13 protein-coding genes are annotated in these 14,058 nt (G+C 65.5%); 5 read left to right on the forward strand and 8 right to left on the reverse strand.

The window, feature by feature from the left end; all coding sequences use genetic code 11:
• Nucleotides 1–79 precede the first annotated feature (79 nt).
• Entirely contained in the window at nt 80–838 is a 759-nt protein-coding gene (locus KY499_RS08110; RefSeq protein ID WP_219886771.1) for a hypothetical protein, read from the reverse strand.
• A 220-nt stretch (nt 839–1,058) separates the two neighbouring features.
• Here KY499_RS08110 and KY499_RS08115 point away from each other — a divergent pair, with 220 nt between their 5' ends.
• Nucleotides 1,059–2,243, forward strand: coding sequence for a mechanosensitive ion channel family protein (locus KY499_RS08115; RefSeq protein WP_219886772.1), 1,185 nt, complete (start codon nt 1,059–1,061; stop codon nt 2,241–2,243).
• Between the two features lie 418 nt (nt 2,244–2,661).
• Here the strand turns inward: KY499_RS08115 and KY499_RS08120 are convergent, their stop codons facing one another.
• Nucleotides 2,662–3,474 carry a glycosidase gene (locus KY499_RS08120; protein WP_219886773.1) on the reverse strand — a complete coding sequence of 271 codons (813 nt, stop codon included), beginning with the start codon at nt 3,472–3,474 and terminating at the stop codon, nt 2,662–2,664.
• Nucleotides 3,475–3,742: 268 nt separating this feature from the next.
• A complete protein-coding gene (locus tag KY499_RS08125) occupies nt 3,743–4,834 on the reverse strand; it encodes an adenosine deaminase (RefSeq protein ID WP_258191026.1) in 1,092 nt (363 codons plus the stop codon).
• A 79-nt stretch (nt 4,835–4,913) separates the two neighbouring features.
• On the opposite strand from KY499_RS08125, the gene KY499_RS08130 reads away from it, so the two are divergent.
• Nucleotides 4,914–7,454: an excinuclease ABC subunit UvrA gene (locus KY499_RS08130; RefSeq protein WP_258191081.1), complete on the forward strand. Its 2,541-nt coding sequence runs from the start codon at nt 4,914–4,916 to the stop codon at nt 7,452–7,454.
• Between the two features lie 35 nt (nt 7,455–7,489).
• On the opposite strand, the gene KY499_RS08135 is transcribed toward KY499_RS08130, so the two are convergent.
• Entirely contained in the window at nt 7,490–8,059 is a 570-nt protein-coding gene (locus KY499_RS08135) for a hypothetical protein (RefSeq protein WP_258191027.1), read from the reverse strand.
• A gap of 160 nt (nt 8,060–8,219) precedes the next feature.
• On the opposite strand from KY499_RS08135, the gene KY499_RS08140 reads away from it, so the two are divergent.
• Entirely contained in the window at nt 8,220–9,119 is a 900-nt protein-coding gene (locus tag KY499_RS08140; RefSeq protein ID WP_219886776.1) for an MSMEG_6728 family protein, read from the forward strand.
• Between the two features lie 23 nt (nt 9,120–9,142).
• Here KY499_RS08140 and KY499_RS08145 read toward each other — a convergent pair whose 3' ends face one another.
• On the reverse strand, nt 9,143–9,598 hold the full coding sequence (locus KY499_RS08145; RefSeq protein ID WP_219886777.1) for a hypothetical protein: 456 nt from the start codon (nt 9,596–9,598) through the stop codon (nt 9,143–9,145).
• 185 nt (nt 9,599–9,783) lie between these two features.
• Between KY499_RS08145 and KY499_RS08150 the strand changes: the two genes are divergently transcribed.
• Together KY499_RS08150 and KY499_RS08155 are read left to right on the forward strand one after the other, a co-directional pair.
• A complete protein-coding gene (locus KY499_RS08150) occupies nt 9,784–10,776 on the forward strand; it encodes a response regulator transcription factor (RefSeq protein WP_258191028.1) in 993 nt (330 codons plus the stop codon).
• A 16-nt stretch (nt 10,777–10,792) separates the two neighbouring features.
• Nucleotides 10,793–12,070 (forward strand): ATP-binding protein, encoded by a 1,278-nt coding sequence (locus KY499_RS08155; RefSeq protein ID WP_219886778.1) that lies wholly within the window; start codon nt 10,793–10,795, stop codon nt 12,068–12,070.
• A 42-nt stretch (nt 12,071–12,112) separates the two neighbouring features.
• Here the strand turns inward: KY499_RS08155 and KY499_RS08160 are convergent, their stop codons facing one another.
• From KY499_RS08160 to KY499_RS08170, 3 genes are all read right to left on the reverse strand, one after another.
• Nucleotides 12,113–12,523 (reverse strand): hypothetical protein, encoded by a 411-nt coding sequence (locus tag KY499_RS08160; RefSeq protein WP_123254847.1) that lies wholly within the window; start codon nt 12,521–12,523, stop codon nt 12,113–12,115.
• Nucleotides 12,520–13,197 (reverse strand): signal peptidase I, encoded by a 678-nt coding sequence (locus KY499_RS08165; protein ID WP_258191029.1) that lies wholly within the window; start codon nt 13,195–13,197, stop codon nt 12,520–12,522. The genes KY499_RS08160 and KY499_RS08165 overlap by 4 nt, the downstream gene beginning before the upstream one ends.
• A gap of 83 nt (nt 13,198–13,280) precedes the next feature.
• On the reverse strand, nt 13,281–13,901 hold the full coding sequence (locus KY499_RS08170) for a TasA family protein (RefSeq protein WP_123254848.1): 621 nt from the start codon (nt 13,899–13,901) through the stop codon (nt 13,281–13,283).
• Nucleotides 13,902–14,058 lie beyond the last annotated feature (157 nt).

The following is a 14,058-nucleotide window of genomic DNA, read 5'->3' on the forward strand; positions in this document are numbered from 1 at the left end:
GCACCGCGCAGGCGGTACCCTTCGACGCCAGGGAACACCGGTCACCTCACAGCGGTGCGGTCGTTGCCTGCTTCATTGCCTATTTCATTGCCGGCCGCAGCGACGTGATCATCGTGCGGATGTCCTGATATTCGGGAGTCCCCATGTAGATCTTCGCCTTCTCAAGGTAGGGCAATCCAGTGTCTCCCGGAGTTGCGTTGACCGCCGGGTTATATGCCTGCCCAAACAAGGCACCACTGGGTGGCCACAGGAAAAGCTGGAAGATGGGGCATGCCACATCGCCGGACGGCTCGGGCACCGTCGTAATCCCATACGCGGCAACCGTCGGCGGCAAGGGGTCGAGCGCTGTCACGTCCCCCCGCCCCTCGAACACAAAACGCGGCGGAAGGCTGTCCGCTGCCCCGGGTTCGGCGAGGGCTTGGATCGGCACCGCGTCAAACGCCAGGTAAGGCGACTTTGCCGTGCACACCTGACCGGTCACCACGTTGGTCCGCAGTGCCGCCATCTGCTTCCCCTCAGAGTTCAGCACGTCGACGAATTCCCCCTCCAGCGCCGCCTTTCCCGCCTCATCCCGGATGGACCATGAGGACGGATAGTCGAAGCTCAACGATTCATCCGCCGTCGTGAACGTCTGCCATCCCGGCGGCGTTGTGCTGGCGACCGGGCTGGCCGGGGCGGTACTGCCGGGTGCGGCGCTGCCAGGCTGATCGGCGAGTACCTCCCGGTCCGCGGGCGCTTCCGCAGCCGGCGGTGCGCACGAGGCGACCATTACGGCGAGTCCAACGGCCGCGGGCAGCGCCGTGAAGGACCGTAAAACGGACATCCGTGTCCGGTGCATGCTGTCCTCCCCAGGGATGCGCTTGGTTCGACAATTATCCATGCTCTCCCGCAGATACACAGGGACTTCTGCCCCTGATCCGGCCCAAACTTAGGTAATTCGGGGCAAACCACCGAGAGCCGCGGGGCCAGGTCATCGGGCGACACACTGGCCGTGAGCGCGCCCACGTTGACAAGCGGATGATTTCAGTAGTCCCAAAATCCTTGCTACAGCTTGATAGATGCAAGAAATCTTGAAGGATGCCCTACCGTTCCTCGCCGTTGCCATCGCCATCGTCGCCGGAGTCGTCGCGTCGTGGCTGATCCGCAGGGTGGTCCTGGCCCTGAACCGGGGTCGGAACGAACTCAAGGAAACCTCGCGCCTGGCGCGGGCTCCACTGCGGATTGTTCTGATCCTGATCGGGGTGAAAATCGCTTTGGCGCTCACCACGGAAAGCGGCGGCTGGCGGACTCCGGTGGATCATCTCCTCCTCATCGCACTTATCGGTGCGATTGCCTGGCTGGCCGTGACCATGCTGCTGATCGTCGAGGCCGTCTTGCTTTCCCGCTACAGCGTGGAGGTAAGTGACAACCGGAGGGCCCGCCGGCTGCAGACGCAACTGATCCTCGCCCGACGCATCGCCGTCGCCCTGATCATCGTGCTGGCCCTGGGCAGTGCCATGCTGACCTTTCCGGCCGTCCAGGCGCTCGGCGCCGGGCTGCTGGCCTCCGCCGGTGTCATCTCAATCGTTGCCGGTCTCGCCGCCCAGACGTCCCTGGTCAACGTCTTTGCCGGCATCCAGCTCGCTTTCACGGACGCCATCCGGGTGGGTGACGTCGTTGTGGTGGAGAAGGAATGGGGCCGGATCGAGGAGATCACCCTGACCTATGTGGTGGTCCATGTCTGGGATGACCGCCGCCTGATCCTTCCCTCGACCCACTTCACCACTACCCCCTTCGAGAACTGGACCCGGCGCCAGTCCGAAATCATGGGGACGGTGGAGTTCGATCTCGACTGGCGCGCACCGCTTGAGTCCATGCGTGCCGAACTGCGGGCCATCCTGGCCGACACCGAACTCTGGAACAAGAAGGTCGGCATCCTGCAAATCACGGACGCCACCAAGGGCTTCGTCCGGGTCCGGATCCTGGTGAGTGCAGACGACAGCGCAGCACTGTTCGATCTTCGCTGCCTGATCCGCGAAGAACTCGTGACGTTCCTGCAGCAGGCGCATCCCGAGGCACTGCCGCAGACGCGCCTTCAGACCGGCTCCGCCAAGCCCTCCAACCAGCCCCGCCAGCATGCGCAGCCCGGCGAGGCGCAGCTGTTCACCGGTTCCATCGAGGCCACGGAACGCTCGCGGGCGTTCAGCGGTCCCGGCAAGGACGTGTTCGAGGATCGGGACAGGAACATCGCGTCGCAGAACTAGTCTTTTCGGCCGGAGCTCCCACGCTGGGGGTTCCCTCGCCGCGGTGACCGGCAGATAATCATTCAGTGGCGGCCCTGACCGCCAGCATTGGTAACTGGACGTCGGCAGCAAGGGAGCCCGCCATGACCATCCCCCCGTTTCCGGACCCCGATCCGTTTCCGCCGGAACCTGGGCCGCCATCCCCGCACCCGGAACCCGGCCCGTTTCCCCCAGAGCCGGGCCCGTTGCCGCTTCCGGACCCTGGGCCGCAGCCGACGGGTCCGCAGCGCCCGGATCTGGCCGCAGGATAAGGCTGAAGCCCGATATTTCCATCGGACGGGCCAGCAGACGCGGCAGCGGGCGGCGGGTTAGCCCGCCGCCCGCTGCCGCGATACATCTCCGTTAAGCGCGGTCTTCCCGGGCCGCGCCGTCGGCAGAATTATGCCAGGACGATGTCCCGCGTCCGGTGGTTGTAGTGGATGACCAGCCGGCCGCCGTCGTGGTGCAGTTCGTGGTTCGGGCCGTCGAAGAGGCCGAACGCGCCGAAGTTCTCCGCCCAGGAGCGGTTGAGGGCGATCTTGAAGTTGTAGAACCCGGCCGGGATATCGGCTTCGAGCTTCCAGAGCTGGTCCGCGCTGTCCAGTTTCATTTGGACCTCGTCGAACTCGGGAGACCAGTTCTCCGGCGCACCCAGCAGGGTATTGAAGTCACCGACGACGGCGACTGCGTCGGGCTGGTCGACGGCTTCGGCGCTACTGTCCTGGGTCTCGGCAACAGGAGCCGCAGGTGCTGCCTCGGCGGCGGGCGCTGCTTCAGCCTTCTTGCGCTTGGGTGCGGCCTTAGCGGCGGCCTTGGGAGCTGCCTTGGGAGCAGCTTTGGCGGCCGGTGCCGCGGGCAGTTCCGTGCCGGCCGGAACCGGAGTGCCGGCGTCGAGCGCTGCGGCAAAGGCTGCGGGGTCAGCGAACGCGACTGTGGCGCGCTGGCCGTCCTCGGTGATGGACCAGCCCGGACGGCCCTTGACGAGCCAGCCTGCCTTGACGAGCTTGGCGGTGGCCGTCGTCAGTGTCTTGTGGCCGCGGGGAATGCCGCCGCTCAGCAGTTCACTCTCCTGCTCGTTCAACGGCACCTTTGCGATCGCTGCGCCCAGTACGTCGCCGGCGTTCAACTTTTCGCTGGACTGCACCGCCTCCGACAGAACGTCGAGGACGGCCTTGAGCCGAAGAGTGGTGTTTTCTGCTGTATTCGTGGCCATGTAGTCTCCCCTAGAAAGCAATAGATCCAGTTGCATTTTGTCAAGGTTTGGTGCAATTGCGCGAATGGTAGACGTTAAGTTTGTGTGAAGTGACCGACTATGACGGTTTTCGTCCGCCAAAGCGAGGACTAAGTCGCGGTACGCGCGGGTAGTTTGTCTGCCCCGCCCGGACCGTGTACGGCAACGCGGTACGGCATCGAGGGGTCACCTCTCGCCCATCCCGGCGCCGTGGACGGGCAAAAAATTGGACCCGTATTGCTTGGGTGGTCTAACTCCCGGAGGCGGCGAGTTCGGCCAGCAGTTCCGTCTTCCGTTCCTCGCTCGCGAACGAGGACCGGATCGAGTTGGCGGCCAGCCGGACGCAGTCGAATTCGGACAGGCCGAGCACGGAGGCCAGTTGCGCGAAGTTGTCATCCACGTAGCCGCCGAAGTAGGCGGGGTCATCGGAGTTCACGCTGACGTTCAGGCCCACGGCAAGCATCGCCGGCAGCGGATGCCCGGCCATGTCATCCACGGCCCGCAACCGGACGTTGGACAACGGACACACGGTCAGCGGCGTCAACTCCTCAACCAGCCGCTCCACGAGCTCCGGATCCTCCATGCAGCGGATGCCGTGGTCAATCCGCTCCACGCCCAGGACGTCCAGCGCCTCGATGATGTACGACGGCGGGCCCTCCTCGCCGGCGTGCGCGATCCGTCGCAGGCCGGCGTCCCCGGCACGGGCGAACAGTCGCTCGAATTTGGCCGGCGGGTTGCCGACTTCGGCTGAATCCAGCCCGATGCCGGCGATCGGGGCCTGCATCGCCAGCAGCTCCTCGAGGACCGCGAGCGCCGATTCCTCGGACTGGTCCCGCAGGAACGCCGCGATCAGCAGGGTGGAGATGCCGTAATCCCCCTCGGACGTGGCCAGCACCGACGCGACCCCGTTCACGCACGTCTCCAGCGGCACACCGCGGGATAGGTGCGCCTGCGGATCCAGCATGATCTCCGCATGCCGGACTCCGGCGAGCGCAGCCCGGGCAAGGTAGGCCCGGGTCATGTCCGCGAAGTCCTGCTCGGTCTGCAGCACGGCCATGTTGGCGTAGTAGAGGTCCAGGAAGGACTGCAGGTCGGTGAACTCATAGCGTGCCCGGAGTTCGTCAAGATCGGCATAGGGCAGGTTGATGCCATTGCGCTCGGCGAGCGCGAAGATCAGCTCCGGCTCCAACGTCCCCTCGATGTGCAGGTGCAGTTCCGCGACCGGGAGCGCGGGCCGGGTACCGTCCCCGGTCTCCGCAGCGCCGTCGGCCACTTCGGACGCGACGTCCGAAGCATCCGGTGTAGAACCCAGGGGTGCAGCGTCCGCGTCAAAAGCATTCATTCGGTAAGGATATGCCCGGAGCGTTAGAGTCGGATCAATGCGCAAAGAACAGCTTGTTTCCAATCTGTCCGGGCCGGCGATGCCCTCCGCTCCCACAGACACGTCCACGGACGGCTTCGTCCGGGTCCGCGGCGCTCGGGAGAACAACTTGCGGAACGTGGACGTGGACGTACCGCGCGACGCGATCGTCGCGTTCACCGGAGTGTCCGGCTCAGGGAAGTCCTCGCTGGCCTTTGGCACCATTTACGCCGAGGCCCAGCGCCGCTACTTCGAATCCGTGGCACCTTATGCCCGCCGGCTCATCCAGCAGGGCCACAACCCCAAGGTGGAGCAGATCACCGGGCTGCCGCCCGCCGTCGCGCTCCAGCAGCGCCGCGGCACGCCAAGTTCCCGCTCCAGCGTCGGCACGGTCACGACGCTGTCCAACTCCGTCCGCATGCTCTTCTCCCGCGCCGGCAGCTACCCCGACGGCGCCAGTCAGCTCGATTCGGACGCTTTCTCCCCCAACACCGCGGCCGGCGCCTGCCCCGTCTGCCACGGCCTGGGCGTCGCCCACACCGTCAGCGAAGCCACGCTGGTCCCGGACACCTCCCTGAGTATCCGCGACGGCGCCATCGCCGCCTGGCCCGGCGCCTGGCAGGGCAAGAACTTGCGTGACATCCTGACCCACTTGGGCTACGACGTCGACGTGCCGTGGCAGAAAATGAGCCGGAAGGACCGCGACTGGATCCTCTTCACGGACGAGCAGCCCGTGGTGGAAGTGACGCCCGAACGCGACCGGGTGGCGAAGCCGTACAAGGGACGGTTCTGGAGCGCAAAGAGCTACGTGCTGCATACCCTGGCCGACACCAAGAGCGCCACGATGCGCGAGCGGGTGCTGCGCTTTATGGAAACCGGCCCGTGCCCGCGCTGCGGCGGCAGCGGGCTGACCCCCGAGGCCCTGGCCGTGACCTTCGCCGGCCGGACCATTGCCGAGCTCAACGCGGTCCCGCTCAGTGACCTCGCCGAGATCATCCGCCCCACCGCCGGACTCGCGGAGGCCGGCACCGCCACCCGCAAACAATCCTCGGGCGAGGACAACGAGGTGGCCGTCGCGATCACCCGGGATTTGCTCCAGCGGATCACCGTGCTGCTGGACCTCGGCCTCGGCTACCTGGCACTGGGCCGGGCCACCCCCACCCTCTCCCCCGGCGAAATGCAGCGCCTCCGGATTGCCACCCAATTGCGTTCCGGCCTGTTCGGCGTGATTTACGTCCTCGACGAGCCGTCCGCCGGATTGCACCCCGCAGACGCCGAACCGCTCCTCGCGGTTCTGGACGAGCTCAAGTCCGCCGGCAACTCAGTCTTCGTGGTGGAGCACAACATGGACGTCGTCCGCCGTGCCGACTGGCTCGTGGATGTAGGGCCCCGCGCCGGCGAAGGCGGGGGCGCTGTGCTCTACAGCGGCCCGGTCGCCGGCCTTGCCGGGGTGGAAGCCTCCCTCACCCGGCCGTTCCTGTTCCCTGACGGGGCTGACACAAATAACGACGACGGCGGCCGCTCCCGCCGGGACCCTACCGGCTGGCTGGAACTGCGCAACATCAACCGGCACAACCTGCGCACCCTCGACGCCGATTTCCCGTTGGGGGTCCTCACCGCTGTCACGGGTGTCTCCGGCTCTGGCAAGTCAACGCTCGTCAGTCAGGTCCTGGCCGAGGTGGTCGGGTCCCGGCTGCACCCGGAAACCTGGGACGCGGAGACCTCCGCACCGGCGGAAGGCGGGGACGCTGTCTCAGCCGGCTCGGGTGCGCCCCGCGAGCCGCTGACGGTTGGCCCGGTGTCCGGTCTGGACGGTGTGGACCGGCTCGTGCAGGTGGACCAGAAGCCGATCGGCCGGACTCCACGATCCAACCTCGCCACCTACACCGGCCTGTTCGACGCGGTCCGGAAGGAATTCGCCGCCACGGACCAGGCCCGCGCCCGTGGTTTCGGCGCCGGACGATTCTCCTTCAACGTCGCCGGCGGCCGCTGCGAGACCTGCCAGGGCGAGGGCTTCGTGGCCGTGGAACTTCTGTTCCTGCCCGGCAGCTACGGACCGTGCCCGGAATGCAACGGCGCACGGTACAACCCGGAGACCCTGGCCGTCACCTACCGGGGCAAGAACGTGGCTGAAGTCTTGGGCATGACGGTCGATGCGGCCGCGGACTTCCTGGACCAGGTCCCGGCCGCCGCGCGCAGCCTCCGGACCCTGCGCGAAGTGGGTCTTGGCTATCTGCGGCTGGGACAGCCCGCGACCGAGCTGTCCGGCGGCGAGGCCCAACGGATCAAGCTTGCCACCGAACTACAGCGCGCCCAGCGGGGCCATTCGCTCTACCTGCTCGATGAGCCCACCACGGGGCTGCACCCGGCCGACGTCGAACTCCTGATGGCACAACTCCAGCGTCTCGTGGACGCGGGCAACACGGTGATCGTGGTCGAACACGAGATGGATGTTGTCGCCGCCGCCGACTGGGTGATCGACCTTGGCCCAGCCGGCGGAGACGCGGGCGGGCAGATCATCGCCGCCGGGACACCCGCCGCCGTCGCACGCTCCACAACGAGCCGGACCGCACCCTACCTGGCCTCGGTGCTCAACGGCTGAGCCTCACAACGGCTGTGACTTTCAACGGCTAAGACTCATGCGGCGCGCGGGAGCTCGCGCACGATTTGTACCTTCCAGTTCTTCTCGTCGCTGGTATCGAGCAGCGCAACCGTGCCCATCGCCAGGTTTAAGCCGACCCGTTTGGCGGCCAGCAATTCCAAGTAGAGTGCTTCGTTCATCCGGGCCGGTGCGTCAATGACGTACTTCACGGCGTCGCGGACTTTACGGTAATTGGCGCTGCGCTCGCGGTGCAGATGCAGTTGCAGCATGTGGCGCTGGCGCAGCTTCGGCTCATGCCGGTTCAACCAGGACACGGCGGCGTGGACTCCCACCACCAGGGTCAGGCTTACAGCGTAGATCCACCATCCGCTGTTAAGCAGGAACAGCGGGAGGTTTGCGATCGCGACGACGGCGATGAACAGGCGGAGGGCCAGCAGACGCCGCATGCTAAGGGCGACCGAGGCCATCGCGGCCCGCAGGCCGTGCTGTTCGTTGAGCGCTTCGGCCGGATCCAGCGTAAATTCCTCCAGCACGAGGATCCCGTTGGCCTCCGGTCCGAGTAACTGGCCATATTTTGGCGCGGACTTCGTGACAAGTGGTGTCACGGGAGCTGGATTCATGGCGTGTCCTCCGGGCGGCGTTGGTGGGATGATGATATGGTACGCGCCTTTTCCGGGAGCTGTCAGCTTCATTCCGGCATGTGAACATCGGCACGTCGGACCGCGTGCAATTGGAGCTTTGGCCCCATGGCCCCAAACTGGAGAGATGCAGACTTTCCTCCCCTTCCCCGATTTCCGGCAAAGCGCCTCGGTCCTGGACGACGTCCGGCTCGAAAAGCAGCGCATCGAAGCGCTGCAAACCCTCCGGGCGCTGGTGATCCCGGAGTATGGCCGGCAGGACCACCCCGCCATCCAGATGTGGATGGGCTACGTCCCGGCTCTGACCATGTACGGACTGGCGATGGCGGATGAGTGGATTTCCCGCGGGCACGAGGATTCCACCCGTGCGAAGATCATGGAATTCGCCCCACAGGCAGCGCACCCCGATTACGCCGCCAAAATCCCGATGCCGCCATGGCTTGGGAATGAAGACCTCCACTTGAGCCACCGCTCGCGGCTTGTTACCAAGGATCCGCGTTTTTATCTGCCGCTGTTCCCCGATACGGAGGCCGATCTCGAGTTTGTCTGGCCCAAACCGAAGCACCTTCTCCTGCCGGAAGACCCCGCTGGCGACCGGATGTGGGTGCTGCGGCTGCCCATCGGCGACACTGATCCCGCTAAGCTGGACGCCGTCAGCCTCCCGCCCGTGGGCCGCGCGAAGAACGCTCCCGCCGACGACGAATACCAGTTCGTCTACGCCGAGCCCGGCTCCCGGCGCCCGACCAAGGAACGGAAGCTGCCGCCAAAGCAGCTCACGAAGAAGCCCACCCGGAAACGCCAGCAGCAGGAGCAGGCGTTCACTACGCTGCCCGGCAACTCCGTAGTTGCCGTGCCGTTCGACGGCGGCACCTCGTTCGCCGTAGGCCGGGTCCAGGGACGGCCGATCACCGTCGACGGACACTTTGCCCGCCACTTCACAGTCGATGAGATCAGGGAACGCTCCGCTTTTGATTACCCGGCGCTGCTGCAGGATCCCCGGCTGTTCTTCCCGATTCCGGCCCAGTAGGTTCAGGGTCCGGGGGCCCGCCGTCAGCAGTTAACGGTTTGCTGCAGCGGCGCCCCGACCCAGGAGCCGACTTTTGCCGCCACGCTGAAGGTGTATTTACCCTTACCTGCCGTTATTGCCATGGGGATCTGAAAGGTGCCGGTGGCTGCGACGTCGTTTTGAAGGGGCGAGCCGACAGGCGGGGTCAGCGTTGCGCGATAGCCGGTGGCCCGGCTCACCGAGGCCACGGAACTGAAGACAATAGACGCACCCCTTTGGCCCTGGCTGGTTGTGCAAACGAGCGTACCGGCGGCAGAGGCCGGGGCCGGAATTTGATACGTCCCCACACCCAGCGCGGCCGATACCTGCACGGTGAACGCCGCCCAAGCCAGACCCGGCGCGCACAGTGCCAACATCCCGGCCAGCGGTAGCGCCAGCAGCAATTTCCGACGCGCCACCTTACGGGGCGAATCTGCGGTCGCGCTCCTGACGGCTTTCACGTGCACGGGCTTCCTTTTGGACTAATCGTCTGTCTCGTCCCACCCTGCCAGCCCAAGCACAAGTAAATAGGCCGGTATTCTTCAAGGTTTACTCAAGACAGATGTGCATCGCCCTGCTAGCTTGTAACTTACGTGACACGTGTGATCCATGTTACTAAAGACATCCGTGTGGGAGGTTTGGACTAATGGCTGCACTTCCGGGACAGCTTCGTGCAGTCGTGATCGACGACGACAGTGATATCCGCCTTCTGCTGCGCCGCACTCTGGAAATGCAAGGATTTGCCGTAGCGGAAAGTGCGAACGGGACGGAAGCACTCCTCCACATCAAGGAGCACCAGCCGGACGTGGTGACCCTGGATCTCAATTTGCCGGACTTGGACGGCATGGAGGTGTGCCGCCGGCTGAGGAAATTCTCCCAAGCGTATGTCTTCATGGTCACCGCCCGGGCAGAGGAAATCGACGAGCTGATGGGCTTGGAAACCGGCGCGGACGACTACATCAGCAAGCCCTTCAGCCCTCGCACCGTCCAGGCCAGGATCTCCGCCGCGCTCCGCCGCCACCGCCCTACGCCGCAAAGGCCCACCCCGCAACGCCGGGCCAGCGACGTCGTGCCTATGACGGCAGCCGAAATCGCGGCGGCCAGCAATGGCCAACAGCGCCGCGCCACCGACGTCGACCCCGCCACCCCAGGCGCCGCACCTAACTACCAGCGCCGCGCCACCGACGTCGACCCCGCCACCCCAGGCGCCGCACCTAACTACCAGCGCCGCGCCACCGACGTCGACCCCGCCACCCCCACATCACGTACGCAGACGGCGACCTTGCGGGCGACGGGCGCCACCCGAGGCGTTGCCGACGACCTCACCGTACTCCGGCACGGGCCGTTGGCTGTCGAGGCAGAGGGCCGGATGGCGTCCCTGGATGGCGTGGAACTGGACCTTACCCGGACTGAATTCGACCTGCTGGTAGCCCTCACCGGCGCACCCCGGCGGGTTTGGACCCGTAGGGCGCTTCTGGAGAAGGTATGGGGCAACGACTGGTCCACAGACGAGCATCTGATCGAGGTGCACATCGGCAACCTGCGCCGGAAGCTCGGGGATAAAGGCCGGGAACCAAGGTTTATCCGGACAGTGCGTGGCGTGGGGTATCGGATGGCGCCGGCCGAAGTGGCAGCCTAGGTGAAACTGAAATCCCATGACCTCTAACCTGAAAGACCACAGACCCGCCGTAGACGACGCGGAACCGTCCCGTGATTCGGTACTCGCCGACTACGGCCTGCCCGACCTTCAGCCCCACGTTGCCGCGGCGGGGACCGGCACTCCCGACACTCTCGATCAACTCCACAAGCTCTTGACGCTGGCAACCCGGATAACGCGGACGCCGTACGGGATGGTCAACATCATCACCGAAGGGGCACGGCATCAGATCGCTGCCGTGGGGCTGGAACCAGGGATCTGTTCCATTGAAGATTCTCTTTGCGGCGCGGTCTTCCTCAGGGGTCAGACAACGGTGGTCCCCGACGCGTCGCGGGATCCGTTGTTCCAGAACAATCCCTTTGTCACCGGCGCGGCCGGTGCCGTGCGCTTCTATGCCTCGGTTCCGCTGACAACGGCCTCTGGATTCGTCCTCGGCTCGCTGTGTGTCTTGTCGCCCGTACCTGGGGAGCTCCCCCGGGCCAGACGGGCGTACCTGGAGATCATCGCCTCGCAGGTGGTCGCTGTTCTGGAACTCCATCACCATGCCAGGATGCTCGCCGTGAGCCTGGCGGACGCGCGGCGCAGCAACGAATTGCTGACATCGTTCGCCGGCCGGATCAGCCACGAGCTGCGCAACCCGCTGACCAGCGTCCTCGGCTTCGCAGAGCTCGGCGAAGAGCGGACCCCGGCTGCCGCAGACGATTTCGCCATCATTGGCAGGACGTCCCGTCGGATGCTGGGCCGGGTGGATGACATGCTGGCCTTTTCGCGGATTGGCGGTGACGTCCGGCGCCAGCCGGTGTCCCTCGCCGCCCTGGTCCACGACGTTGAAGAAGACCTGGCGCGGCTCCTCCAGGACGCCGCGGCTGAGATTACCGTCGCCGACGTCCACTTCGACGCCGACGCCGGGCAGCTGCGCACGCTGTTGCAGAACCTCATCCACAATGCCGTCGCATACTGCCGTCCCGGCACGGCGCCCAGGATACTGGTGACGGCCGAAAAAAAAGTCGACGAACTCACCATCCGGGTCGCAGACAACGGTAAGGGCATCCCGGCCGAGGACCGCGACCGCGTCACCGAGCCGCTCATCCGGCTGCACCGCGACGGCGACCCGCCAGGCTCCGGCTTCGGGCTTGCTACGTGTGTCCGGATTGCCGGCGCCCACGGCGGGCATCTTGAGATTGGCGAAGGACCCGACGGTGGCGCTGTAGTGTCCTTGCGAATGCCGTTGGACATCCCGCCAACTGCCGCGGGCTCCGGCTGCACTTCGCATTAGTTCAATTCCGCACTAGTTCCATACCGGACTAGTTCCATACCGCTAGGCGGCCTGGAGAATTTGCTCCGGCGCGGAGCGCTGTGCCTCCGTGGCCTCTGAACCGAACAGCTCCCGGGCCTGCTGGGCGAAATCGGCGGCGTTGGTGTCCAAACCCCCGGCGGCAACCCGGGCGGCAGCGAGGTCGCCGGCCCTGATCTGCCGTTCCACCTCCCGGCTTTGTGCTTCCAACTGCAGGGCGCCGGTCATGGCGGCCGACGTCGCGACGCTGAGGATGGCAATCAACGCGCCTTCGCTCTGTCCCTCGCGCAAATTGCCGTGGACGCTCCCGAGCCGGCCCGGTAGCCGTTCGAGGAAACGGCTGAGAATGCCCACGGCGTAAGCACGGGAGCTCAACTCAATAGACAGGCTGTCGATTCGTCCGATGTCCAGGACGAGTCCATCACAGGGGTTCACTGCTGAATCTCCGGTTCCAAAACGTCAGATCCCCCGGAGTCACCGCTGGGGAGTTTCGGCTTGGCCCAGATCGACTTGAGCACAAGCAGTACAACCACGGCCGGAGCACCGTAGAGCAGCACGGTCTGAACGGGCGGCTGCCGGAGCACGCGGATACCGTCGCCGAGGTAAGGCACCACGGCCACGGTTCTGTAAACGTGGTTTTCGGAAAGAACAGCGGCCCAGGGATCGGCTCCCGGATTGGCATCACCCTTCGTGGTCACCGAAGTCAGGCCGGCCTTATCAGTGGTGATGCCGGTGACCCGGTGGGTTTCAATCCGGTGGTCGTCAATCGGGATGCTGTAGGTAATGATGTCGCCGACCACCAGGTCCGACACCGGAATCTTCGAGCTGACGACCACATCGCCCGGGTTGATGCCCGGTGACATACTTCCGGTCAGCATCGTGGACGTCTGGTAATTCAGGAACCGTGGACCCACCGCCAGGAACAGGAAGATCGCTGCCGCCGAGATGAGCAGCAGCGCAATGAAGATGCGGCCGACGGCGGACGCGGCCTGAGCGGCCAGCCCCCCGGCTCGCGGTGCCGTTGCCGCGGCCCGCCGTCGACCGTGAGGAGCACGCGCATTGCGCGAGTCCGCCTTTGGGCGGGGCTCCAGCAGTTGCGTAGTGCTCACGGAATGTTCCTCCTGCCAGTTGATTCATGTGGATTCTTCACGGGGCCCGGCCGCCCAGCACGGCCGGGCCCCGTGAAGTTCGGTTACTTGTTGGTGGCTGCGCGGACTCCAGCGTTAAAGGTGAAGCCGATCGTGCTGTTTTTTCCCTGGAATTCGTTGCCTGCGCCCGACGGAACGGAAAGCGTGACGCGGAGGAAGTCAGTTCTACCTGCCACCGCGGAGGTCAGGTTCGAGAGCGCGAGGTTGCTGCCAGCCACCGCACGGCTCGCGAGGACCGTCGTGATCTGCGGGTTTCCCGCTCCCTGGCACGTGTAGGTGTAGGACGGCGCGACGCCGGCTTCAGTCCAGGCGACCGGGCAGCTTTCGATCTTCATCTGCAGGCCATTCTGAGTATCCGTGTCAAGGATGGACGACGGCGACGCAGCGGTGGTCAGTGTGATGCCGGTCAGGTCCTGGTCGCCGTTATTGACCAAAGTGAACGCGCGCTGCATGGTGTCACCCGGGATGGCTCCGTTGGCAGCAACGTTGAGCCGGCTGTTCTCGCCGCTGGCGAGGTTGACCGTAGCGGCCTTAACCGGGGCGGACGCCGAGGTGCTGGCCGTAAAGCCACCGTAGGTGCCCAGCCCGGCCACACCCGCGGCTGCTGCCAGGAGAGCAGCGGACGCCAGGACCTTGCTGGATGTGGAATTTAGGTTGAGACCCATCGGAGTTCCGTTTCGTGAAGCCGGACCGCATGGACCGGGTAAATGGACAATGTGCCGGCCCCCCACAGGCTGACGAATGCAACATTGCCCGGGTCCCCTCAAGCCGGCGCATCATCAGGGGACAAGATCCCAGCAAGTTTTCCTCAAGCCGACCCCG

This window comes from Arthrobacter sp. PAMC25284 (assembly GCF_019443425.1).
Lineage (GTDB): Bacteria > Actinomycetota > Actinomycetes > Actinomycetales > Micrococcaceae > Arthrobacter > Arthrobacter oryzae_A.

Coding starts and splice junctions, on each gene's coding strand:
- KY499_RS08130 (WP_258191081.1), top strand. CDS start 4,914: ATGCCCTCCGCTCCCACAGACACGTCCACGGACGGCTTCGTCCGGGTC.
- KY499_RS08110 (WP_219886771.1), bottom strand. CDS start 838: ATGCACCGGACACGGATGTCCGTTTTACGGTCCTTCACGGCGCTGCCC.
- KY499_RS08170 (WP_123254848.1), bottom strand. CDS start 13,901: ATGGGTCTCAACCTAAATTCCACATCCAGCAAGGTCCTGGCGTCCGCT.
- KY499_RS08125 (WP_258191026.1), bottom strand. CDS start 4,834: ATGAATGCTTTTGACGCGGACGCTGCACCCCTGGGTTCTACACCGGAT.
- KY499_RS08120 (WP_219886773.1), bottom strand. CDS start 3,474: ATGGCCACGAATACAGCAGAAAACACCACTCTTCGGCTCAAGGCCGTC.
- KY499_RS08150 (WP_258191028.1), top strand. CDS start 9,784: ATGGCTGCACTTCCGGGACAGCTTCGTGCAGTCGTGATCGACGACGAC.
- KY499_RS08115 (WP_219886772.1), top strand. CDS start 1,059: ATGCAAGAAATCTTGAAGGATGCCCTACCGTTCCTCGCCGTTGCCATC.
- KY499_RS08140 (WP_219886776.1), top strand. CDS start 8,220: ATGCAGACTTTCCTCCCCTTCCCCGATTTCCGGCAAAGCGCCTCGGTC.
- KY499_RS08155 (WP_219886778.1), top strand. CDS start 10,793: ATGACCTCTAACCTGAAAGACCACAGACCCGCCGTAGACGACGCGGAA.